The following is a 22,150-nucleotide window of genomic DNA, read 5'->3' on the forward strand; positions in this document are numbered from 1 at the left end:
GGTGCCACTGGTGATCAGCAGCGTAAACCAAGTGATCAACGGTCATGGAAAACTGCGTGAGAGGAGTAAGCTAAGGCTTGGATCCAAATTGTTTAAAGCGGTTTGACCGCACGTGCGGTGAAGTAAATGGAGATAGGAAAATGGCGACTCCAGCGTCTTCAAACTCCAACCGGACTTCTTTCGGCAAGTATTTGATTCGTGCCGCAACTCGCGCGGGTCGATTGGTGAATCAGCTAGAAGCCAGCGTGCTGCATTCACCGATGTTGGCGAGCGTGCCGTTTGGGTATCGCCGGCTCGGTATGCAGATTGTTAAGGTGATTCTTTTGCTTGCTGTTGCATCAGTTGCATTCTTCCTGGCGGTCGGAATGGTAGCCCTATGGGCGTTTGCCGCGCAGCCTATTGAAGCGAGTGATGATGAGCCCGATGTATTCGAGGTTAGCCATCCTCAGCATCGTTTCAAGTATCCAGAAATGTACGACGAACACGGATCACTTCGTTAACTGATTACTTGAGCTTTTGTACGCTTCCAACAACTTGTGATGTTCCCTTCCCAGCTTGGAGTTTGGCACTCTCTGCACCTTGAGTAAGAAGGCTCTGGACGTTGCTGCCAACGTTGTACCCCGCCCAACTCATGGTTCCCAGAAAGAACATCGGGAGCACCAAAAACATCGCCCCCATCACGTACTCGATCACCTGTGCGGTGACCGTCCCATCCATGAACCCTGCCGTTGGTAATGTTAAAAGCGCCTGGTCCGTGACAGAGACCTGGTGATACAGCGTGTCGAGCATGCTCGAGTCGATCCAGCGGGCCAGCTCCCACCAAAACGTCAGCATGTGTAGGGTGAACAGCGCGAAGGTAATCGTCATCAGCGCTTTGAGCTGATAGGTGCTGATCAGCAGCACCAGCGGCAGGCTGATGATCGTGCCCATGATCAGGAAGGCCTGCACCATTGGCAGTGCCGCACGCAGCGCATTCATCGCCGGGAAATTGCTGAACGAGCCCAAGGCCAGGCCGGTGTTGGTGGCCAGGTTGTTGAGCCCCTGTGTCAACGATCCACCTCGGGCACTGCTGCCATAGTCCTGGAACACCTGGCCAGGCGCCATGCTCAATGACTGCTGGCGCGGGCTCACCAGTTCACGCAGGGTAGCGTTTTCGATTTCGGTGGAGCTGTGTCCGGTCAGCCAACCGCGCAATTGCGTGAGCAGGTTTGGATCGACCTCGGCGACCAGGCGGTCGCGCAAGCCGACCGTGGCATCGCTCCACCACTGCTTGCAGGTTGGGTAGCCCGCACCGTTGTCCAACCGGGGCAGGGAGGTGTCTCGCGTCTCGTCATATGGCCAATCAACCCGGGGCGTGCGCGAGCGATCCGTGTCGTAATAGCCCGGCGTGTCGAGTAGGTAAGTCGAGCCAATCCAGGACGCATCGTAGCTCTGCGATTCGTCCAGCTCGGGGCGGTTAGTAAACAGCCGCGAGCGCGAATAGCCATAGCAGTCGCGGGTGAAATCGGCGACTTCCTGTAGCAGCACTTGATCGTTGATCCGTGAGCTGTCGATCTCCATGCGCATCGCGCGGATGTCGGGTGCGCAGGGGATGGACGCAGTCGCTGCAGCGGTGATGCCTTTGCTCATGGCATGCACCAGGTACCACCACACCGGCACGTTGGCGGATTTTTCGCCAATGGTGTTGAAGGTCATGCCCCAGGCCGTGTCTGTGGGCTTGGCCATCGACACCCCACAGCGCTGGCTCGCCGCATCGTCGAAGGTCACGGAGGAGAGGTTCAACGGGAAAAACGGCATGCAGCCAAACAGGATGACGACGTAGCTCATCCACAGGCGGTTCTCGACGCGGGGGATCGACAGCAAGCCCTTGTTGCCCTCGTCGGCGCCCTGTTGGCGGGCCGACAACCATTCCTGCAAGATGATCGCGCCAAACGGCGCGGCAAAGAGTCCGGTGTCCGCCAGCGTGTTCCAGATCCCGTTGTTGATGATCCACGCCAGCAGCGACAGGTAGTACTCGAGGTAGCTGTTGGTGCTCATGTTCATGACTGCACCTCACACTCGTGACAGTTCGACCAGGACGATCGAGCCAAAGCCGACCAGCCCCAAGCGCATGAGCCGTTGCTGGTCTTTAGGTAACGGCCGCGAGCGCAATGCTGTGGTCCAGCCGGCGAAGATCAGGCTGTATAGCAGAGCTCGCCAGTAGGCGAAGTAGGGCGTATTCCCCCGCGCATCCTCGAACCAATCGACTTGGGGGCCGTTCAGTTGCAGCGCCATCCAGGCAACCAGCAACGTAACGATCATTGAGCCGAAGATCAGCAGCACTCGGGCAACCGTGCTCCTCACAGAACGCGGCATCATGGCGTGCTCCTTCCTTGCTCCGCATGATGTAGGCGGTCTGGCTGCGGATCGCGCTGGTCGATGCTGCGCGAGGCATCGGCGCCGCCGGCGTGGCGATCAAGGACCAGGCTGGCGGTGTTGGTGGCCAGGGCTTGGCGCACCTGCAACTCGGTTTGCAGCAAGCGGATCTCGCGCTCCAGTGTTTCGACATTGCTGTTGAGGGCAGTGGTAGCGGGTTGTGCCGACGCCACATTGGGTTCGTGGCTGCCGGCGAGCAGCGTGCGTTGCAGCAGCATCGCCTTGTAGATCACGCTCGACAGCGCGGTCTCGCTGGCCAGGCGTCGGGCCAACAGGTTCTGGTCGGGATCATCGCGCAGGCCCTCGATGACCCCACGGGAGACCTGCAGCAACGGGCTGGAGACTTTGCCCAGGTTCTCCGGCGTGGGCTCCTCTGCGCCCGACAACATGCGCTGCAAGCCTTCAAGGTGCTGGGTGTAGGTTTCCTGGATCAATGGCGTGAGACCTGCACCCGCGCTGACGCGCAGCGTCTCGCAGTCATCACAGGTCTCCACTTCGGTCTCACCGAGCACACGTGTGGCCCACTCAGCGGCCTCGTCGGGGCTCCCCCAGGCCTGGCAGATTGCGCCGTTCTGACAATTTGAGCCGACGGCCGAGGTGTCCTCGACCGAACGGTTGTGCAGTAGGTTGTAACCCGCCTTGACCACGTCCGAGGTCACTCGGATCGGCGCCTGGCCATAGCCGCCGGCCTTTTGCCCGCCGACCCAGCTGACACCGTTGTTGCCGTTGTTGGATTCGGTGTCCTTCACCGCGGTCACGGCATCACCGTCGGACTGCTCCAGGTTGTGCTGCATTTCCTGGTTCTGTGCCAGTGCTCCCCAACCGGCCTGATCCACCTTGTCAGCCATCTTCGCCGCCATCGCCTGGCAGGTGAGCTTGGAGCGGTCGAAGTCGATGCGCCCCTGGAGCACGCCGTTGCTCAGCAGCTCATACAGCCCGGGATTGGCGCGCTGGATGATCATTGCCGGCAGCGACATCACCGCCTGGGTGGCGTTCTGGATGACGTTGCCCATGATTTGTTGGAAACCCTGCGTGGCACCATTGAGCTGGTTCTGCAGGGTGTTGGAGAGGTTCATGTTTCCGCACATCATGTTCGCGCGCCAGGACAGGCCTACGCCGAGTCCGCTGGGGCGGTAGAGCGAGGAGGGCGCGCCCACCGCCGATCCGCCACCGATGGTGTACATCACCCGATCGTCCAATACCTGTGCCTGGTCGCCCAGGTGGTAGCCACTCTCGGCGGCGTGGCCAGCGGCGCACACGAAAAGACATACCAACCCGAACGAGAGGGTGTTCATCACTGCCCTCCATCAAAGTCGATGCTGAACAGAAAGGTCTGTCCCATGCGTTGGCAGCACCTGTACGGGCGCCACAGCGACCAGGCGTAGGCGCCCTCGGCACTCTGGAGGGTGGCGCTCGGGAAGATGGCGCAGGTGCTCTGCACCATCGGAGTGAGCAACTGCCAGCGGTGGTTGTTGATGTTGTTCTCCATCACCGGCTGCGGCGGCCAATATCCGGGCGCTGGCATCGGCTGCAACGGTAGGTAGACGTGCGGCTGGCCAACGCGGGTGATGAAGTCGCTGGCGCGCTGCGCCATCACCGCGGCGGCCTTGAAGTCATCGGGTTGTACCAGGAATCCCTGCCGCGGGTAGACGCTACCCCACATGTTGCCGAAGGCCTGGCTACCGATCTCGCGCATGCCCGGAGTCAGCGCCTGCGGGTAAACGGACTCGGGGATGGCGTGGCGCCAGGCCAGCGGATCGAGCGTGCTCAGGTAGTAGGGCGCAAGCGGCACCGCCCCGCTCGGACACGCATAGCCGAAGCCGAAACTCTGGGCCAGGGCCGTCAGGGCAGCGCCGCCGGGATGCCCGATGCCGTCGACATTCTTGAAACGGGGCAGGTTGTCGCGTTGCGACGAGGGCGTGATCAGGTTGCCCCCGCCTTGCGACAGGGGCGTCGGTACCGAAAGGGCAGACATCTCGCCCCAGGGGTTACTGCCGGTGTTGGAATAGCTCGACACCACCAACTCGGGAATGAAGTGCCGGACCTTGGGTGAGGTTCGCACTGTGCAGCCGAACGGCGTACACAGTAGCCAATAGCAGATCCCGACGATTCTGTACTCCAGACACTGCAGCGACGCGACCGAGGCAATGATGGCGGGGGTGGTCAGTGCCAAGCATTGTTCGGTGAGGAACATCGTGAGAGATGCGGCAAATATCCGCTTGGCATTTCCGCGCCTGCTGCTGCGATGTGCTCCGGAGTGCCGACCTAGAGAGACCGATCTGTCTAATGAGTCTTTCATAGCTATACCCAGCACCTAATCGATGTAACGACGACGGCGTGGTTGAGTGTCTGAGGTCTGACTCACGCGGTGGACCAACTAAATGAGAGCCGAAGCATCGTTTTTGCAGGTTCTCAAGCCAGCGTAACGTCCGAACCTCGGGGCATGGGCAACGAAGGCAAGCTGTTTTAGGGATAAGCTTTACTACTGAAAGGGGAGAAGACGTGGTTGCTATGGGCACGCACCTGGAACACTGGTCTAGAAACCTGCGGGTGGTGACACTCGTGCTGTTGCTTGCTGCGCCAGGGGCTGACGCCGATCTATTTGATGATATCCCAGGAGCACGCTCCATTGGGGCAGGCGAGTTTCGCTGGTTTGGCCTTACTATCTATGAGGCTCGTCTGTGGAGCCGCCATCCTAAGCCGACGCTAGACACCGCTTTGGCCCTGGAGGTCACGTTCCTGCGTGATGTCAGCAGAGCCACGCTTGTCGAGATGCTTCAGGACGAATTCCGCCGATTGGGCGGCGACAAGCTTGAGGAAGAGCAATTGGCGAAATGGAGCTTTGAGATGCGCAGGGCGTTTGGCGATGTTCGGGCGGGACAGCGGCTGATAGGGGTGTACCTGCCTGGGCGCGGTTGTCGTTTCTATGTGAATGATCAACTGAGCCGAGAGGTGCTTGACCCTGACTTCGCCCGAGCGTTCTTCTCCATCTGGCTAGATGGCAGAACACGCTTTCCAAAGTTGCGGCGCGCGTTGCTGGGCGATTAACGAATCCGAACATGCGAAGGCGCGATGGGGGACAATCAAAGGGTTGCATTATGACCAGTTGATTAGCGATTTATTTCGAAAATGGCAGCTGGCGTTGACCTCTTGTCAGACGGTACCTTTCAGGGCCGGTATAGGCGGTTGCGAAATGGGGGGCGTTCGCTATCGTGGCATTACACGCTCCGTATAAAACTAAAGTTATAGGAGGCGACATGAGAATTCGCGGTGATGTGTTTTGGGATTGGGCGGATCAAACGCTCCATCATCGCACTCATGACGAGACCCTTGACGGCGGAACCTTTATCGACGTCCAGGTGCGATTGTCGCGTACCGGCAGTACGCAAATGTTCATTGGCGTATACGCGCCACAGGGCATGGCGGTACATGAGGAGGCTTTTGACTCGCGACCCGGCGAATCGATGACGCGGGCGTTGGCATGGGGCGTTGGGCGTGCCAGACGGATATCCCTCGAACATGCTTCCACCGGAGACAGCCCTCTATCAAAACAAGGCTGAATGCCTTTGTTCGCCCCGCTGAGGACACGTGCTGTTGGATTACGGCTTTATACCCCGTCGCCGATCAATTTCCGCCGCGATGCTCAGGGCGGCTTCCAATTCAGTGATGCGCTGTTCTTCCATCAGTCGCCAGCGTTGAGCCTTTTCTTCGGGCTCGGTCATGGCCAGGGCGAGGTACAGGCTTGGTGGTACCGCGCGAAACAGCGTCTCCAGCTGCTTGGACAAGACCACGCCCTCGGTGTACTTGCCCGAGGCCTTGCTCGCCGACAGCAGCAGAGTCTTCTGTGCCGGCGTGAGCTTCTTGAACCGCGCGATCTCTTCGATCTCTGCCGGCGGCATGTTCAGGCAGATCCACCACTCGATCATGTTGAGCATGGTCTGCGCCGCATCGGGGAAGTCGGCCAGGTTCTGCGTCGCCAGCCAGAACCAGGCACCCAGCTTGCGCCACATCTTGGTGCCCTTGACCACGAAGGGCGCCAGCAGCGGGTTTTTGGTGATGATGTGGCCTTCGTCCGTGACCATGATGATCGGACGACCGAGGTACTGGTCGCGTTCGGCAAGGTTGTTCACGGTGTTCATCAAGCTGATGTAGCTGATCGACATCTGCGCTTCATAGCCCTCGCGGGCATAGGTGGCGAGGTCGACGATGGTGACATCGCTTTCCGGCCAAGGGGTGCCTGGTCGGTCAAACAGCGCACCCTCGAAACCTTGGCAGAACAGGTCGATGGACTCGGCCATTTCCTGGGCCCGCTCGCGACGTTTGTCGGGCAGGTGGGCGTCGCTGGCTACCGTGCGAAGGGCATCACGGACATGGCGCGTCATGACCTGCTGATCGCTGGCCGCACAGTGCCTGGCGGCGTCGAGAATGCACTCGCGAATCAGGCTGCGGTCTGCCCGGGTGAGGCGCGCCTCTTCCTTGGCTTCGCCGCCGGTGATCATCAGGCGGGCGGTGATCTCCAGCTCGCCCAGCACATCGCGTTGCTCGTCGCTGCCCGAAGCGTCTTCATCCAGGACCTCGGTCGACAGGCTGGCGACCTGGTCGGGGCGTTCGATCAGTCGGCGGGCATCGGCGAAAGGGGCCAGGCTCAAGCCGCTGCCCGGTTTGAGTTGGACCTTATTGACGGTCAAACCTAGGGTGGCGAAGTAGTCGCCCTGCAGGCCAAAGGAGTTGCCGGCTTCGACGATGAACAGCCGCGGCCGGTACACCGCCATGATCTGCATCAGAATCGAGACCAGGGTGGCCGACTTGCCGGCGCCAGTCGGGCCGAACAACAGCAGGTGACCATTCATGGAACGGTCGAAGCGTGACAGCGGGTCGAACGATAGTGGCGCGCCACCCCGATTGAAAAAGGTGATGCCCGGGTTGCCGGTACCGATGCTGCGTCCCCACAGCGGCAGCAGGTTGGCCACATGCTGGGCAAACAAGAGCCGGGTGTACCAATTGCGTTTATCCCGTGCGGGGTTGTAGACCATCGGCAGCCAGCGCAGGTAGCTGTTGCACGCGGCCACCTCATCGCCCTCGCGCACCGGTTGCAGGCCGGCGCCGAGCAGTACATTGGCTGCCTGGATCGAGCGCTGGCGCAATTGCTGTTCATCGGCGCCGCGCAGGTACAAGGCCAAAGTACCGCGGTACAGCTTGTGCTGGCGACCGATCAGCGCGCGGGCCTCTTCCACATCCTGGCGAGTCTGGGTCGAGGCCAGGTTTTCGCCGATTGCTTTGCGCGCCAGGCGGTTGAGCTGCTCCTCGAGCACATCCTGGGGCGTGATCACCAAGGTCAGGCTCAGGATGGCCTGCTCCGGCAACTGGTCGAACAAGGCGTTGAGCGCCTCACCCTTGCGGGTCTCGCCGGTCAGCTGGCCGATAAGGGGCGGCCTGCGCAGCTTGTCGACTACCATCACCGCGTGCGGCTGCTGATCGAAATACCACAGCCCCTGCTCGCTGTCCGAGTGTGGCTCCTGGAAGAACAGCCGCTCGGCAAAGGCATGGTCGAACGGCAGCGATAGGCCCTCGCCGTCATCGGTCTCCGGGTAGGGCACCCGTCGATAGAACGCTGCTGGTGCTTCACCGGTGAGGGTCGGTGCCGGGTTAAACCAGGGCAGCAACCACGCATAGAAATCCCGCCCCGTCAGCCGGCGAGGATTGACGCCGCAGGCCTGCAACGACGCTACCAGGCGGTCACAGGTTCTTTCCAACAGCTGAGTGGGTTTTTGCCCGTCGTCGTCGGCCTGGTCACCGAGCCAGCGATAGACCACCAGTCGAATCCGCCGATTGCTGCCGCGCCAGGGCAGGTGCGACACGACAGGGTCGTCAAACAGCCCAACCGGTTTGGCAATGGTTTCGAGGTGGTGCTGCATCAAAGCAAGGAAGGCAGCGGTGAAGGGTGTGCCTGTCGCTCGGGGTGCAACGTATTGCTCCAAGCGTTCCAGGTACGGGGAAAAGTCACTGTCGTCCTGGCAGAAGAACTGCACCACCCATGGCGCCTGGTCGAACTCGTCGAAGCTGTCCTGCAGCGCATCTTCCAACGCATCGCGCGCTGCCGTCAGCCATTCCGGCTCACGGCCCTCGGTGCCGATCGGCTGCAACTCGAACACGGCGCCGACCGAGCGGTTGTCGTCGAGCAGAAAGCACTGCTCCTCCTCAAGGTATTCGACCCAGGGCAAGTGGTCGGTGAAACTGGGGTTGTGCGCATACTGTGCAGCCTCATCCGCACGTGTTGCGCGCCGACGCTGCGCCGCGCGCCAGGGCTTCCAGCGCGGCGGGGTGCGATCTACATCATCATCCATCACAGATCGTCCAAGCGTTCGCCGGGCAGCGCATACTGGACCTTCTCGTACAACGGGAAGACGGTCGAATAGCCGGGCACGGGCGTCTGTTGGGTACCGGCCAGGTGCGGGTAGATGTACATCACCAGATCAGGGTTGGGCAGGCGTGGGAACTGGGCGCGGATCTCGTTGGCGGCTGTGCGGGTGTAGGCGCTCTGGTCCTTGATCAGGCGCTCGGGATCAAGCACTGGCCGGCGCAGCTCATCGCGGGCCTCCTGCAACTGCTGCTGCGTACCGACGGCGCCGCCGCTGTTCCAAATATCCAGCATGGTGTGGTCGCCGTGGGGCAGCATTTCGTCCTTGCTGGTGGTGCAGCCCGCCAGGTGCAGGCAAAGCAGCAGGCTAATCCAGGTCCAGTACCGAAACGGGTGGGCTTTCATGATTCACTCTCCGGCCTTTGGGTTCGTAATCGATGCTGATTTCGTGATCCAGGTGCAAGGCCACCTTGGCACCCGGCGGGACGTAGATGGCGGCAAACGCTTCGCCGTAGAGCTTGTTGACCCAGTCACGAATGTCGCCGATGCCACCGCTGATGACCGAGTTCAGTGCGCTGTTGCCACTGTTCTGACTCAGCCCCAAGCTGCCGCTGGCCGAGTTGATGAAGGAGGTGTTGGTCTGTTCGCTGCCCAGCGCTGCTGCAAATCCAGCGCCGGCAGCGGTGATCAGGCTCTGGCTGCCGAGGTACTGCTGGGCGTTGGAGCGACGCTCGCCGGCGATGCAGGGAATGCCGTAAGGGTCGGAGATGTAGCCGAGGCCGCCGCGGATCTTTTCGGTGTCCGAGGTCTGGGTGCTGGCGCGGTTGCGGCTGATCACCTTCTGCGGCTGCGGCACCGTGCGGACGGTGCCGTCGCTGAAGACAAAGGTGAGCGACTCGACCTGGCCGCGCACGCAGGACAAGGTCCAGTCGCCGGCCGCGGTACCGCTCATGACCGCGCCGACCACGTCCGGTAGATCGATGCCGTTGGCGGTGAGGTTGTCCGGTCCCACCAGTACCTTGAACGGGTAGGGATCATTCACCGTGCCGTCCACCGGCACGCGGCCAATCAGCGCGGTCATAGCGATCGAGCCCATCAGGGTCGAGTTCTCCGGGATGGTGTAGAGGGGCTTGGCACCCTCGGCCCGGTCCTGAGTGCCTTCCAGGTCGTGCTCGCCTTTGGCCACGGCACGGAGATGGTCTTGGCCGCGGTCAATCGCGTTGTTGTCTAGGCCATGCAGGTCTTTGAATTTCGACGTCAGCGACGACAACGGTCCCTCAGCTTTGCTGGTGCCCTCCTGGCCGGCACGGGCATTCGATGGCTCGATCCACTGCACCGCATCCGCCGGCAGTTGTGCCCCGGAGAATTGTTGCTCGTCACCCGGCTCGAGACCGAAGCCCACAGGTATTTCGGACTTCGCGGGCGGCTTGTTGGTGAGTTGGTCCTTGAGCCGGGACAGCAAACCCTGGGTCTCGCGGTGCTGTTGCTCGGCCTTCTGCCGGGCATCGTTGGCCTGTTGGCGCTGCTCGGTGACCTGCTGGGTGACACTGCTCAGCGTGCTCTGAATGCGGCTGTCGATGTTGCCTTCGCGCGTGCGCAGGCGGTTGTTCTCGGTCTGCAGCGTCTCGTTACCTTTCTTCAGTGACAGCATCTCGCTGCGCATCGCCTTGACCTGGCCAATCAGCGTGGCCACGGTGTCGCGCGGCGTGTCGCCAGCAATGCCGAGGGCCTTGGCCTGGTCCGGGCTGAGTGCGGTGTTTTCGGGATCATGGGCAGGTTGACCATCCGGCGCCGCCACCCAGGATTTGCCGATGATCAGCACAATTCCCAGCAGGACCGCCGGTACCAGCCATTTCAGCAAACCGTTAGCTTTCATGATCGGCAGCCTCCGGCGCTGGCGGTGGCAACAACAGCGCGTGCCTCAGGTCGCCGCCGCGGGTGACGAGGTACGCCACGGTGGTGTCTTCAGGTGTGCCAGCGTGCCCCAGGTATTCGTGCTGGAAGGTGGCGGCATACAGCGTGGCCTGCAGGTGCCGCGGGTCCAGCTTGACCTTGGCCGACCCACGGTTGACGATCTTCACCGCCGTCACCCAATAGTCGCCCAGCCGCCAGGCGGCGAGCCCCTTTATGGATACGTGCTCGGTCGGCAGCAGTGTGCTGAACCCTGAGGACTCGTCCAGCGGGACTCGACGCACACCGGGCAAGGGCGCCACGGTGCGCAGCGGCGCATAGAGGTTCTGCGCCGCGTAGCGAGTCAGCACCACCGGTACCGGCGTCGCTGCGGGGGCTGCATCCTTCGCGGTTTCCTCGTCCGGGGCCTGAGTCTGGGCAACGATCTTGACCGCCTCCAGCGACTCATTACCTTCGAGCGCTTCGATGTCGATCAGGATGATGTCCCCCGACTTCACCGACTGCAATTGGAGGCGGGTAGGAGGGAGGGCTTCCGACGCACGCAGGTACACCGTGCCGCCGACTGACTGCACACGCAGCTTGCTGGTGATCGCGCTGGGTAGCCCGACGCGAACATCCTCATCCAGCATCAGGATACGTTCCTGACCCACCGTCAGCGGCACGGCCAGCGGCAGGCGGTCCCAGTATTTGACCTCGACGGCGGCTGCGGCTGAACACCACCCGGCCACCGACACCAGCATCAAGATCAAGAAACGCATCATCATGCACCTCCAGGCAGCGTCAGCTTCTGCGGTGTGCCTTCGTAGCAGTCCAGGGCCAGGCCCCATTTGTTGTGCTCGGGGTCGACGTCGAAGCGCACTACGCGTAGCGGATAGCGCACGACGACGCGCTTCACCGGTTCGGCGGCGTAGTACTCGTCGGCATTGAGGTCGAGCTTGACCAGCCAGCTGTGCTTATCCAGCTGCTTTACCCGCAGGTCGGGGTCATCGCTGTAGCCACGACCCAGCACCTCGTACACGCCGCGCACGCGGCCACGTAGTTCGCCGGCTGCCTTGCGGTACTCGAAGTCGCCATCGAAAAACGTCTTGCAAGCGGGTGTCAGGTAGGGCTGCAGGGCGAAGATCGCGCGGTGGTAGTCGACCTCGCCGTCGGTGGGCCAACGGTTAAGCTGGCCGAAGATGTACAGGGCAAAGGCGTAGATGTTTTCCGGCGGCACATCCCACCATTTGCGCGTGCTGCCGGAGCGCAAGTCCGGTGGTACGTGAATGGTCAGTTCGGATGGTGCGGACTGCCAGCCATACCAGAGTCCGGTGCACAGCAGCGCCAGCACGGCCACGGCCAGGCGCAGGCTGAGAATGTGCGCCTGCTGCGCATCCACCTTGTTGCGGAAGCGGCTCATGGGGTGGGCCTCGCAGGTCGGCGCGTACGGCGGACCGTCCACGGGCCGGAGTGTAGGATCAGGTAGTGACTGCTGATGCCCCAGTGCACAGCCAGCTGCCACTGCAGGCGTCGGTACAGCCAAGTTTCTGGACGAGCACGCTTGGCCCGGCGCAGCAACTTGCCGCCACCGAGCAGCACCAGCGCCATGCACAGGAACATGCAGGTGGGGAGGGTGGCGATGGAGGCGGTGGCCACCGCCAGCGGTGCGCCGAGAATCAGGCCTAGTACGGCACCGACGATCAGCGCGACCCACATCTCGTCGTTGGTGAGGCCGCGCAGGACGGCTGGGTCGCGGTTGAGGCGTTCCGGCAGGAAGGTCAGCGTGCCGTCTGGGAGAGTGGCAGGGACGTCGGACATGGCAACCTCACAGGATCGTCGCAGCTTTGGTGAGGAACCACAGGATCACCACCACCAGCAGCGCGCCGACGCCGACCACGGCGCCGAGGTCCTTCCAGGTCTTGCGCTGGTTTTGCACGTCGGCGTAGACGGTGAGCGAATGCCAAGCCACGCCCAGGAAGGCGAGGGTGGCGATCAACAGACCGAGCAGGATGCCGCCGTCATAGGCGTAGTTCTTGATGGTGTCGATCAGGCCTGAGCCCTCGCCGCGGGAGGGGGCTTCCATGGTCGGCAGATCAGCCCTGGCCAGCGTCGAGCTCAGCAACACCGAGCCGCCGAACAGGGCTTTTGTATAGATAGCTCGCAGCCGGAGCAGCGGAAGGAGGCAGTGACGGGAGAGTTTCATGGCAGGGTCTCCAGACTACGACAGCATGAAAAACATCAGCACGATCAGGGCTAGGGCCAGACGCAGCGTGCTGCCGCCGAGCGCACCGAAATTGAGATTGCCGGCCGCCCAACCGCGGTAGCCGGTCCACAGTGCCCAGGTGCACCAGAGCAACGCCAACACCAGCACCGAGGAGCGCCACAGCACCGAACTGAGTTGCGGGGCAAAGCCGGCCACGGCCGAGAACGCGCTGAGTTGAGCGTCAGTCATGCTCATCGGAGGGGCTCGAGTGAGGCGCATCAACTCGATACTGACCGGTCATTTCGACCTGGTCAGCTGGCTGAGCGCGGGAGGGCGACAAGTATTTATGGATGCCTTCACGTATTCGTTCGAGGTCCGCCGTAAACCTCGGATAGTCGAAGCGATAGCGCGTTCCTGCGGCGTCGTCTGAGCCGCTTTCGGCACGATCGGCCAACTGTTCGATGGCAGTGAACTGTCGTTGCACGAGTCCCAGATCTGAGCGCTCGCGACTTTCCTGTGCGACAGCCGGAAGTGCTGCCAGACAAATCAAAAGCGACGGGAAGGCATATGTCCTCATGGCGGGCTCCAGAGCGGTCTCTGGTCGTCACCATTACTGCGCGGGGGAGTTGACGCACGAGTTAAAAGGATTCTCGGCGTTTCGTTTTCTGGCGAGGTTGGGCAGGGAGCGGGGTGAGCCTGAAGTTAAGGCATTGAGGGAGGATGAGAACCTGCTGGTGCTGAGGTCTTACGAGTGCTGCAGCGAGCACCTGAACGGCTAGCCAGGCATTACTCGGAGAATGACAGCTCCGCCTGAAGTGCGCACGGTGCGCGCGAAGGCATTTTCGTTCGGGGATTGCGTGAGTTGGCCGGCAAAGCAGTCTCAGCTAGATCATCCCCCAGTGTGGCCTGTAGTCCAGGAATTCGACCCTCTGACTCAAGTGCTCGAATCTCGCTCCTAGTCCTGACGATCAGCTCATTTGCCGTCTGCCCTGTATCCTCGCTCAGCGTCAAAGCCACCAGCGTCAAGGGACTCACTTCCAATCGCTCGCTAAGCTTCTCAAGTTTGTCCAGCGTGAGGCTCGATCTACCGGATTCGAGCTTGGACAAGTAGGTGCGGCTGGTCGTGTCGGCAAATCCGCGTTGGGTGATGTTGCGGTGACTGCGTAGTACTCGAAGCACGTTAGCGAACGATGACTTTAGTGTCATTGAGTTACCTAAGACATAAGGCAGGTATAGCGACCTTGTCGTCTCATCGACGTTGATTGGCGCAAATGACTGGACGCGACCGTTGCAACGAGCATTCTTGGCTTGTGGCAGATCGGCCCTCAACAACCTGCGTCATTGAACTACTTGGGTGAGCAATTGAAGTCGCCCCCCGGTTACAGCGTCATGTCTACGCGATTCACGGTTTTTCGTTAAGCTGAATTTGCGTAACGGTGCCGTCGTTCGATTCTCGTCCGGACGCGTGCAGTTTGTCGATAATTTGTCGCGCGAGTGCATGGTAGAGCGAGACAGGTGAAATCCAGCCCGAGATGGCGGTAGCCATCAGTGTGGTCGCGAGCATGGGTATGGCAAGGTCGGGGCTGTGGGTCAGTTCGAGGACTATGACGGAGGCAGTGAGCGGTGAGCGTGTCACGCCGGCCAGATAGGCCCCCATACCCAGCAATGCACATGCTTGCGGGTCAACATCGGGTATCAACGACAGCAGTGGCGCGAACGCCGCGCCTATGCTCAGCGAAGGTGAAAACAGCCCGCCAGGAATACCGGAGAGGTAGGACACGACGTTGGCCAGAAATTTCCACAGCAAAAAACTTGGATCGGTGACGGGTTGTGCCCCAAGCAGGGCGCGCGTTTCTTCATATCCGGTACCGAACACGTGATTGCCGGAAACCAACCCCAGTATTGCTAGAGTAAAGCCGCAGAGGGCCGCGAAACGGACTGGATATCGACTGCGCAGCCCGCAGACACGGCCGAGGATGCCGTGATCGGTGGGCAGCACCAGCTTCGCGTAAAAACCTCCCAGCAACCCGCCCAGTGCTGCGCATGCAGGGACCACGCTCCAACCCCATCCAGTTGGCATCCGTCCACCGATTTCGCCAAAGTAGGCGTAGTGTCCCATCAGGCCCAGTGTCACGACGCCGCCAATCAGCACTGCCGTTAGCACCAGTCCGCTGAAACGTTGCTCAAACGTGCGGCTCAATTCCTCAATGGCAAAGACCACCCCGGCCAATGGCGTGTTGAAGGCTGCGGCAATGCCTGCGGCGCCGCCGGCGAGGATCAGTCCAGCGATCGTGCGTCGCCCATGTAGGCCCAGCCGGCGGCCGAAGGCATACAAAACGGCGGCCCCGATATGAACGGTTGGGCCTTCCCGTCCTACCGAGCCCCCAACTAGGAGTGCACCGAGGGTCAGGCTCATGCGTGCAGCGGCGACTGGCAGTGAAAGCAATCTGGCTCGTAAACGGCGGGAGGGCATTTCAAGGGCGGCGATGACTTGGGGAATGCCGCTGCCTTTGGCATTTTCAAACCAGCGCTGTGTCAGCCACGCCAGCAGCGCGAAACCGAAGGGCGTGATCAGCAACGGGGACCAAGGCGCCCATTCAAGCAAGCACCTGAACGACGCGAACGCGGCGTCGGCCAGCCACGCGAATGCCAACGCCGTCAGCCCGACCAGAAGTGCGCCGATCCAGAATGCCAGGCGTTGTCGCCATTCTCGCCAGTATGAAGTGCTGGAAGAAGGGGTGGCGGTTTTCAAATCGGCCATTGTTTGTCATGTGATGGGAACAGACAGAGAGTATGGCGTGATTTGTCGAGCGGGCATACCCGACCGAGGTGGTACTCACGCACAGTCTGGCAGGCGAGTCATCTCGCATCTGCCAGACATCCGCCGTTTTGTTATGACGTCGACCGGACCTCGCCAGTTGAAGAACGGTTGCGCATGGCGATTACACCCCACGTCAAACCCAGCGCTGCGGCGATGACAGAAGCGGACAGCACCCCCAATTTGGCGGCGCCGAGCGCTGCAGGATCGACGAATGCAAGGTTGGCAATGAAGATCGACATGGTAAAGCCTATGCCTGCCAAAAGACCGATCAACATGATGCCCCGCCAGTTGACTTCGGCCGGGAGTGCACACCAGCCCAATCGGACCATCAACCAGCTGACGCTGACGATTCCCAACGGTTTGCCTGCGATCAGGGCGGCGGCCACTGCCATCATTACCCAGCGTGATGTTTCGGCGGAAAGGTCAGCGCCCGACAGGCTCACCCCAGCGTTGGCCAAGGCGAACAACGGCATGATGCCAAATGCCACCCAAGGGTGCAGCAGGCCTTGTATGCGTACTACCGGAGGTACCAGTTCGCGTTGCGCTGAGCGCAGACGTTTCAACGGGTCCATCAGATCGCTGGCATCCTTCTCGGGTGCCTTGGCATTGCCCAGCAGCTCGCTGGTAAAACGGCTGACAGCATCCAGCGGACGCTCGCGCATGGGCATCGCCGTTACTGGAGTCATCAGACCTAGCACAACACCGGCAAGCGTCGGGTGAGCACCGGTCATCAGCATACCCAGCCAGGTAATGGCGCCCGGGAGGATGTAGGCCCATGCACTACCCACGCCGATTTTCTGCAATCCCATGACCAGCAGCAGCCCAACCGCAGCCACCGCGAAGCCGCTGTAATCGAGGCCGCCAGAGTAGAATAGGGCGATGATCAGCACTGCGATAATGTCATCGATTATCGCCAGGGCGAGCAAGAAGACGCGGACATTGGAAGGAATCGATTTGCCCAGCAGTGCCAGTACACCCACGGCAAAAGCGATGTCGGTGGCTGTTGGCACGGCCCAGCCTTGTTGTTCCTGGGGGGCATGGCCAAAACCAAGGTAAATGAGCGCAGGGACGGCCACACCGCCGATTGCCGCCGCCATCGGTAAAGCAGCTTGGCGCAGGCTGGCGAGTGCGCCTTCATGAATCTCACGACGGATCTCCATGCCTACGACCAGGAAGAAGATGGTCATCAAGCCATCGTTGATCCAGAAATGCAGGGATTTGGCGTAGATCACCGAACCGATGCCGAGTGTCAGCGGGGTGTGCCAAAGATGCTCATAACTTTCCGCCGCCGGGGAATTCGCCCAGACCAGCGCGGCGAGTGCGGCCACGAGAAGGACAATGCCGCTGACGGCTTCGATATGAAGAAAGCGTTCAAAGTTGGCAAAGGCCCGTTCGGCCAATTCCTGGGCTCGAGGTAATTCTTTCTGGGGCATAGGCGCAATGGCTCCCGCATGGCGGCCCGACCAGCGTTGTTGTTTAACCTGCCTCACTGCGCCGTGCAGCTAGCACCCGATGGCAGTCTACCCAATCATCGCGGTCAGATGAATGCTCAATTAGCGGTCAGTGGTTCAAATGGTGGGTATTTGAGATTTTTTTGCGGCGGGGGTAGGGTCTAAAGTCAACTTCGAGCGGGGAGGGGCCGCCATCAGGCACTGCATGGGCTGCTAGTCTTGGACCAAGTCGCCGTGCTCGCCCCCTGTGCTCATCGCCTTACAAGGAGAACTGCCGCAATGACTGCAGCCCCGAAACCCAGGAGCACCCTCAATCCCCCCGTTTTCTATACCAGCGCGGTTTTGATCTTTCTTCTCGTGCTGTACGCCACAGCATTCCAAGCGCATGCGCAGGCGCTGTTCGAACACGTCCAGACCTGGATCATTACCAATGCCAGTTGGTTTTACATCCTTACCGTGGCGCTGGTCTTGATCAGTGTGGTGTTCCTGGCCGTCAGTCGTTACGGTGATATTAAGTTAGGGCCCGATCACAGTGAGCCGGATTACCGGAAGAGCAGCTGGTTCGCCATGTTGTTTTCCGCCGGCATGGGCATCGGCTTGATGTTCTTCGGTGTGGCGGAGCCGGTGATGCATTTCACCACCCCTCCAGTGGGTGACCCTGGCACGGTCGCGGCGGCACGCGAAGCCATGAAGATCACGTTTTTCCACTGGGGGCTGCATGCTTGGGCGATCTACGCCATTGTTGCATTGATTCTGGCTTACTTCAGCTTCCGCAATGGGCTGCCGCTGACCCTGCGCTCGGCACTTTACCCATTGATCGGTGAACGCATCTACGGCCCGATTGGTCATGCGGTCGATATCTTCGCCATCCTCGGCACGGTGTTCGGCGTCGCGACCTCGCTGGGGTATGGGGTACTGCAGATCAACAGCGGCTTTCACCATGTGTTCGGTCTGCCGGTCAGCCCGACGGTTCAGGTCATTCTCATTGCAGCCACGTGTGGGTTGGCAACGCTTTCGGTGGCCAGTGGGCTGGATAAAGGCATTCGCATCCTGTCCGAGCTCAATTTGAGTCTGGCAGTGATATTGATGTTGTTCGTCCTGATCTTGGGGCCTACCGTGTTCCTGCTGCAGGCTTATGTACAGAATACCGGCGCTTACCTTTCGGACATCGTCAACAAGACCTTCAACCTCTACGCCTATGAACCGACTGACTGGATTGGTGGGTGGACGTTGCTGTATTGGGGCTGGTGGTTGTCTTGGTCGCCTTTTGTAGGGCTGTTCATCGCTCGCATTTCGCGTGGACGTACCATCCGTGAGTTCGTGTGTGGCGTGTTGTTCGTTCCGGCCGGTTTTACGTTGCTGTGGATGACGGTATTTGGTGATTCGGCTATCCACATGATCCTCAACGATGGGGTGAAGGACTTGGCCACTGTCGTTGGCCAAGACAGCTCATTGGCGTTATTCGCGTTCCTTGAACACTTCCCGTTTTCCACGGTGATCTCGCTGATCGCGGTACTGATGGTGGTGGTGTTCTTCGTAACCTCGGCAGACTCGGGGGCCTTGGTAGTCGATATGCTCGCGTCCTCCGGCCAAGGCCATTCCCCATTGTGGCAACGGATTTTCTGGTCGCTCAGCATCGGTGCTGTTGCCATTGCGTTGCTCTTGGCTAACGGCCTCAAAGCCTTGCAGACCGCCACCATCGCCAGCGCGTTGCCGTTCGCCGCCATTCTGTTGATTGCCATCTGGGGATTGTTCAAGGCCTTGAGCCTGGATGCTACCCGTCGCGGCTTGCGTAATCAGGCCCTTCCAGGTACTCGGCATACCCGGCAGCACCAAGGCGGCTGGCAGCGCCGGCTGCGCAATATTGCCATGATGCCGCGCCGCGCCCATGTCACGCGCTTTATTGCCGAGGTGGTCAAGCCGGCCTGTGAAGAGGTTGCACTTGAGTTGCGCAAGCAAGGCTACGACGTCGCGGTGAATGAGCGGGATGATGGCCGCGTCACCCTCGAGCTTTCACACGCTGGGGAAGGGCGCTTTCTCTACGAAGTCCGTCCGCGTGCTTTCAACACACCTAGCTTCGTCATGCGTGATACGGAAGACGGAACCGATGGTCGCAAGTATTTCCGGGCTGAGGTGCATTTGCCTGAAGGAGGCCAGGACTATGACATCATGGGTTGGAGTCGTGACGATGTGATCGGCGATATCCTCGATCAATACGAGCGTCACCTGCATTACCTTCATGTGGTGAGTTGAGACTGGGGGTGTATTGCGCTGCACAAGGCGTCAGGGCAGTGCAGAGCGCTCGTTAGCGGGCATTGAAAGCCGGCAGGGCCAGAAGTCAACGGCGGCAACGTCCCTGGAAGGTGGACCTAGCCAGTTTGCAAGTGGCTGGCAATGGCCCTGAAAGCACAGCTCATAGTCTCCGGCTTCGGGTGTGCGCCCGGCATGCAAGGGGTTCAGAGGCGGCAGTTGGCGGTGGTAGTGCCATGTGCCATCTCGCAACGTGGCGTCATCGGGTATTTCCATGCCAGCGCCGCTGCCGCGTACGCGGGCCTCCATGAGTACCAGCCCGCTGGCGCCGACCTGGTAATCCTCTTCCCAGCGGATTTTCTCGATGCTGTGCTGCCAAGCCAGGGTGAAGTGCTCAATGGGCAGGCTGGCCCAAACCACGCCGGCGAGCCCAAGGCAGAGACCATTCATACCCTTTGCTCGGCTGTCGTGCGACTCCGCCAAACGTGCCAGCCCAATACCGCAATACCCAGGGCGAACCCGACTTCATCACTGACGGGCAAGGCCAGGATCAGGCATACACCTGCGACGAAGGCCAGTAGACGCTCCCACCAGGTCATGGACATACGGAAGTGGCCAATCGATGCGCAGCCCCATAGCGCAACAGCAAACACGGCCTTGATCACCATGTACGAGGTGGCGCTGAGACTGTCGCCCTGCAGCATCAACGCAGGGTCGTAGACCGCCATGAATGGCACGACGAAACCAGCCAGGGCAATGCGGACCGCCCAGAAGCTGATCAGTAACCCTTTTTCCTTGGCAATGGGGGCGGCCGCGAAGCACGCCAGCGCGACCGGCGGGGTGAGGTCAGCCAGAATGCCGAAATAGAACACGAACATGTGCGAAACGATCAGTGGCACACCGAGCTCCAGCAGGGCGGGGGCGGCGATGGAACTGGTAATGATGTAGTTGGGGATGGTGGGAATGCCCATGCCTAGCACCAGGCACGTCAGCATGGTCAAGAGCAGTGACAGGAACAGGTTGTCGCGGCCGAGATCAAGGATGTACCCCGCAAAGGTCGTGGCAAGTCCGGTCAGGGAAATGACGCCGATAATGACCCCCACCAGCGCGCAGGCAATGCCCACCGGTACGGCATGCCGCGCCCCCTCCGCCAGCGCCATTACAAAGCCGCTAAGGGTGGCCCTTGCGCCTTGCACGAAGACGCAGGCGAGGGCAAGCGCCGCGATCACCAGCAGGATGACGCCGATGCCCATGCGGAAGAAGCCCGAGCACAGTAGTCCCAATGCGACCCAAAAGGCCGCGCGTAGCCAGGTGCCCTGAGCGCGCAGGATGATGGCCGAGCCCAGGATGACGATAGCTGTCAGGGCCAGGCCAACCATGCCTGAATAAAGGGGCGTACGCCCCGAGAACAGCAGCGCGACCAATATCACCAGTGGCACGAGCAAGAACCAGCGTTGGCGCAACGCGTCCCAGGCACTGGGGCATTCTTCGCGGGGCAGGCCATGCAGGTGGCTGCGTTTAGCCTCCAGGTGAACCATCCAGTAAATCGAGCCGAAATACAGCAAGGCAGGGATGAGCGCAGCTTTGGCCACTTCGGCGTAGGGCACGTTGATGGTTTCCGCCATGATGAAAGCGACCGCACCCATGACCGGTGGCATCAGTTGGCTGCCCATGCTGGAGGTCGCTTCGACGCCCCCGGCAAACGCCGGCTTGTAGCCAAAACGCTTCATCAGCGGAATGGTGAACTGCCCGGTAGTCACCACGTTGGCCACTCCGGAGCCGGTGATAGTTCCCATCAGCGCCGAGGAAAATACCGCGACTTTCGCCGGGCCACCGCTACGGTGACCAAACAGGCCCATGGCAAAGTCGGTGAACAGGCGGATCATGCCCGCCTGCTCCAGAAACGCCCCAAAGAGGATGAACAGGTAGATGTACGTGGCTGAAACATAGGTAGGGGTGCCATACAGCCCCTCGGTACCGAAGGACAGTTGGTTGACAATCTGGTCAACGCCGTAGCCTCGGTGCGCAAGGTCACCGGGCAGGTACTGGCCTAGGAGCCCGTAGGCCAGAAACAGGGCGCAGATAAACGGAAGCGCAACGCCCATGACTCTTCGTGCGGCTTCGAAAACCAGGCCGATCAGTAATAGGCCGACGATCAGATCGCTGCTGATCAACTCGCCTGAGCGTTGAATAAGGTCGCCTTCGAAGTACCACTGATAGGCGGCCGTCGTCATTCCTGCAATCCCCAATAGCCAGGCAAGCGGTTGCCAAGGCCGGTGGTGACCGACTACCGGGTAGCTTAGGAATACGACCAACAGCAGGAAGCCCACGTGCACCGATCGCAATACCTGGGTGGAGATGAGTGGGTAGGCCGCGGTGGCGACCTGAAAGATTGAAAACGCCAACGCCACCGCGAATAGAGTTGCGGGCCAGCGGTCGGTACTGGCGTGAAGGCCGTGCGACGATTCGCTCATGGAGTGCTCCCACTTTGCGCGACAAAGGATCAGGGGAGCAGGTTTTTCTCTTTGAAATAGCGTTCAGCGCCAGGGTGGAGCGGGATCGGCAAATTCTTGGCTGCATTCTCAGCTTGGATATCTTTCGCTGCCGCATGAGATGTGACCAAGCGTGGCAGATTCTCGAAGATCGATTTGGTCATCTGGTAGGCCAGGTCGTCGCTCAGGTCCGCCCGGGTGACCAGAATGTTGGTGATGGCTACCGTTGGCACTTCCATCCCTTGGCCGTCATAGGAATTGGCCGGAATG

At 60.8% G+C, this 22,150-nt stretch carries 23 protein-coding genes; 4 read left to right on the top strand and 19 right to left on the bottom strand.

The annotated features are described in order from the left end of the window. Nucleotides 1-140 precede the first annotated feature (140 nt). Nucleotides 141-500 carry a hypothetical protein gene (locus APH30_RS03065; RefSeq protein WP_016488099.1) on the top strand — a complete coding sequence of 120 codons (360 nt, stop codon included), beginning with the start codon at nucleotides 141-143 and terminating at the stop codon, nucleotides 498-500. A gap of 4 nt (nucleotides 501-504) precedes the next feature. On the opposite strand, the gene APH30_RS03070 is transcribed toward APH30_RS03065, so the two are convergent. Genes APH30_RS03070 through APH30_RS03085 form a run of 4 tightly spaced genes read right to left on the bottom strand, consistent with a single transcriptional unit; the run spans nucleotide 505 to nucleotide 4,609 of the window. Further along, nucleotides 505-2,043 carry a conjugal transfer protein TraG N-terminal domain-containing protein gene (locus tag APH30_RS03070; protein ID WP_016488098.1) on the bottom strand — a complete coding sequence of 513 codons (1,539 nt, stop codon included), beginning with the start codon at nucleotides 2,041-2,043 and terminating at the stop codon, nucleotides 505-507. A gap of 9 nt (nucleotides 2,044-2,052) precedes the next feature. Then, entirely contained in the window at nucleotides 2,053-2,358 is a 306-nt protein-coding gene (locus APH30_RS03075; protein ID WP_016488097.1) for a hypothetical protein, read from the bottom strand. After that, nucleotides 2,355-3,710, bottom strand: a complete 1,356-nt coding sequence (locus APH30_RS03080) for an integrating conjugative element protein (protein WP_016488096.1) — start codon at nucleotides 3,708-3,710, stop codon at nucleotides 2,355-2,357. Before APH30_RS03080 ends, APH30_RS03075 begins: the two co-directional genes overlap by 4 nt. Then, nucleotides 3,710-4,609, bottom strand: coding sequence for a TIGR03756 family integrating conjugative element protein (locus tag APH30_RS03085; RefSeq protein ID WP_016488095.1), 900 nt, complete (start codon nucleotides 4,607-4,609; stop codon nucleotides 3,710-3,712). Before APH30_RS03085 ends, APH30_RS03080 begins: the two co-directional genes overlap by 1 nt. A gap of 317 nt (nucleotides 4,610-4,926) precedes the next feature. Between APH30_RS03085 and APH30_RS03090 the strand changes: the two genes are divergently transcribed. Then, nucleotides 4,927-5,463, top strand: a complete 537-nt coding sequence (locus tag APH30_RS03090; protein WP_016488094.1) for a chalcone isomerase family protein — start codon at nucleotides 4,927-4,929, stop codon at nucleotides 5,461-5,463. A gap of 209 nt (nucleotides 5,464-5,672) precedes the next feature. Continuing rightward, nucleotides 5,673-5,975: a hypothetical protein gene (locus APH30_RS03095; RefSeq protein ID WP_054911668.1), complete on the top strand. Its 303-nt coding sequence runs from the start codon at nucleotides 5,673-5,675 to the stop codon at nucleotides 5,973-5,975. Between the two features lie 39 nt (nucleotides 5,976-6,014). Here APH30_RS03095 and APH30_RS03100 read toward each other — a convergent pair whose 3' ends face one another. The 12 genes from APH30_RS03100 to nhaA form a co-directional block, all read right to left on the bottom strand. Further along, the gene (locus APH30_RS03100; protein ID WP_016488092.1) at nucleotides 6,015-8,759 is read right to left on the bottom strand and encodes a conjugative transfer ATPase; all 2,745 of its coding nucleotides are present in this window, start codon (nucleotides 8,757-8,759) and stop codon (nucleotides 6,015-6,017) included. Continuing rightward, nucleotides 8,759-9,178: a TIGR03751 family conjugal transfer lipoprotein gene (locus APH30_RS03105; RefSeq protein ID WP_016488091.1), complete on the bottom strand. Its 420-nt coding sequence runs from the start codon at nucleotides 9,176-9,178 to the stop codon at nucleotides 8,759-8,761. The genes APH30_RS03100 and APH30_RS03105 overlap by 1 nt, the downstream gene beginning before the upstream one ends. Next, nucleotides 9,141-10,649, bottom strand: a complete 1,509-nt coding sequence (locus APH30_RS03110) for a TIGR03752 family integrating conjugative element protein (RefSeq protein WP_016488090.1) — start codon at nucleotides 10,647-10,649, stop codon at nucleotides 9,141-9,143. The genes APH30_RS03105 and APH30_RS03110 overlap by 38 nt, the downstream gene beginning before the upstream one ends. Beyond that, nucleotides 10,639-11,445 carry a TIGR03749 family integrating conjugative element protein gene (locus APH30_RS03115; RefSeq protein ID WP_016488089.1) on the bottom strand — a complete coding sequence of 269 codons (807 nt, stop codon included), beginning with the start codon at nucleotides 11,443-11,445 and terminating at the stop codon, nucleotides 10,639-10,641. Before APH30_RS03115 ends, APH30_RS03110 begins: the two co-directional genes overlap by 11 nt. After that, a complete protein-coding gene (locus tag APH30_RS03120; protein WP_016488088.1) occupies nucleotides 11,445-12,083 on the bottom strand; it encodes a PFL_4703 family integrating conjugative element protein in 639 nt (212 codons plus the stop codon). The genes APH30_RS03115 and APH30_RS03120 overlap by 1 nt, the downstream gene beginning before the upstream one ends. Next, on the bottom strand, nucleotides 12,080-12,481 hold the full coding sequence (locus APH30_RS03125) for a TIGR03750 family conjugal transfer protein (RefSeq protein ID WP_016488087.1): 402 nt from the start codon (nucleotides 12,479-12,481) through the stop codon (nucleotides 12,080-12,082). Before APH30_RS03125 ends, APH30_RS03120 begins: the two co-directional genes overlap by 4 nt. 7 nt (nucleotides 12,482-12,488) lie before the next feature. Next, nucleotides 12,489-12,866, bottom strand: coding sequence for a TIGR03745 family integrating conjugative element membrane protein (locus tag APH30_RS03130; RefSeq protein WP_016488086.1), 378 nt, complete (start codon nucleotides 12,864-12,866; stop codon nucleotides 12,489-12,491). A gap of 15 nt (nucleotides 12,867-12,881) precedes the next feature. After that, nucleotides 12,882-13,121 carry a TIGR03758 family integrating conjugative element protein gene (locus APH30_RS03135; protein ID WP_016488085.1) on the bottom strand — a complete coding sequence of 80 codons (240 nt, stop codon included), beginning with the start codon at nucleotides 13,119-13,121 and terminating at the stop codon, nucleotides 12,882-12,884. Then, nucleotides 13,108-13,443: an RAQPRD family integrative conjugative element protein gene (locus APH30_RS03140; RefSeq protein WP_016488084.1), complete on the bottom strand. Its 336-nt coding sequence runs from the start codon at nucleotides 13,441-13,443 to the stop codon at nucleotides 13,108-13,110. Before APH30_RS03140 ends, APH30_RS03135 begins: the two co-directional genes overlap by 14 nt. A 209-nt stretch (nucleotides 13,444-13,652) precedes the next feature. Continuing rightward, nucleotides 13,653-14,072, bottom strand: coding sequence for a helix-turn-helix domain-containing protein (locus APH30_RS03150; RefSeq protein WP_016488082.1), 420 nt, complete (start codon nucleotides 14,070-14,072; stop codon nucleotides 13,653-13,655). A 196-nt stretch (nucleotides 14,073-14,268) separates the two neighbouring features. Next, complete coding sequence (locus tag APH30_RS03155) at nucleotides 14,269-15,627, bottom strand: chloride channel protein (RefSeq protein ID WP_016488081.1); 1,359 nt, start codon at nucleotides 15,625-15,627, stop codon at nucleotides 14,269-14,271. Nucleotides 15,628-15,758: 131 nt separating this feature from the next. Beyond that, nucleotides 15,759-17,120, bottom strand: coding sequence for a Na+/H+ antiporter NhaA (nhaA, locus tag APH30_RS03160; protein WP_024717420.1), 1,362 nt, complete (start codon nucleotides 17,118-17,120; stop codon nucleotides 15,759-15,761). Between the two features lie 297 nt (nucleotides 17,121-17,417). Here nhaA and APH30_RS03165 point away from each other — a divergent pair, with 297 nt between their 5' ends. Then, nucleotides 17,418-19,391 (top strand): choline BCCT transporter BetT, encoded by a 1,974-nt coding sequence (locus APH30_RS03165; protein WP_054911669.1) that lies wholly within the window; start codon nucleotides 17,418-17,420, stop codon nucleotides 19,389-19,391. A gap of 30 nt (nucleotides 19,392-19,421) precedes the next feature. Here APH30_RS03165 and APH30_RS03170 read toward each other — a convergent pair whose 3' ends face one another. From APH30_RS03170 to APH30_RS03180, 3 genes are all read right to left on the bottom strand, one after another. Beyond that, on the bottom strand, nucleotides 19,422-19,838 hold the full coding sequence (locus APH30_RS03170) for a DUF1850 domain-containing protein (RefSeq protein ID WP_016488078.1): 417 nt from the start codon (nucleotides 19,836-19,838) through the stop codon (nucleotides 19,422-19,424). Beyond that, nucleotides 19,835-21,862: a TRAP transporter permease gene (locus APH30_RS03175; RefSeq protein ID WP_016488077.1), complete on the bottom strand. Its 2,028-nt coding sequence runs from the start codon at nucleotides 21,860-21,862 to the stop codon at nucleotides 19,835-19,837. Before APH30_RS03175 ends, APH30_RS03170 begins: the two co-directional genes overlap by 4 nt. Nucleotides 21,863-21,891: 29 nt before the next feature. Beyond that, nucleotides 21,892-22,150 (bottom strand): TAXI family TRAP transporter solute-binding subunit (locus tag APH30_RS03180; RefSeq protein ID WP_156326359.1); only part of this gene is annotated, 259 nt, incomplete at its 5' end.

Origin of the sequence: Pseudomonas sp. NBRC 111127 (genome assembly GCF_001320345.1) — a bacterium.
In the GTDB taxonomy this organism is placed as follows: domain Bacteria; phylum Pseudomonadota; class Gammaproteobacteria; order Pseudomonadales; family Pseudomonadaceae; genus Aquipseudomonas; species Aquipseudomonas juntendi.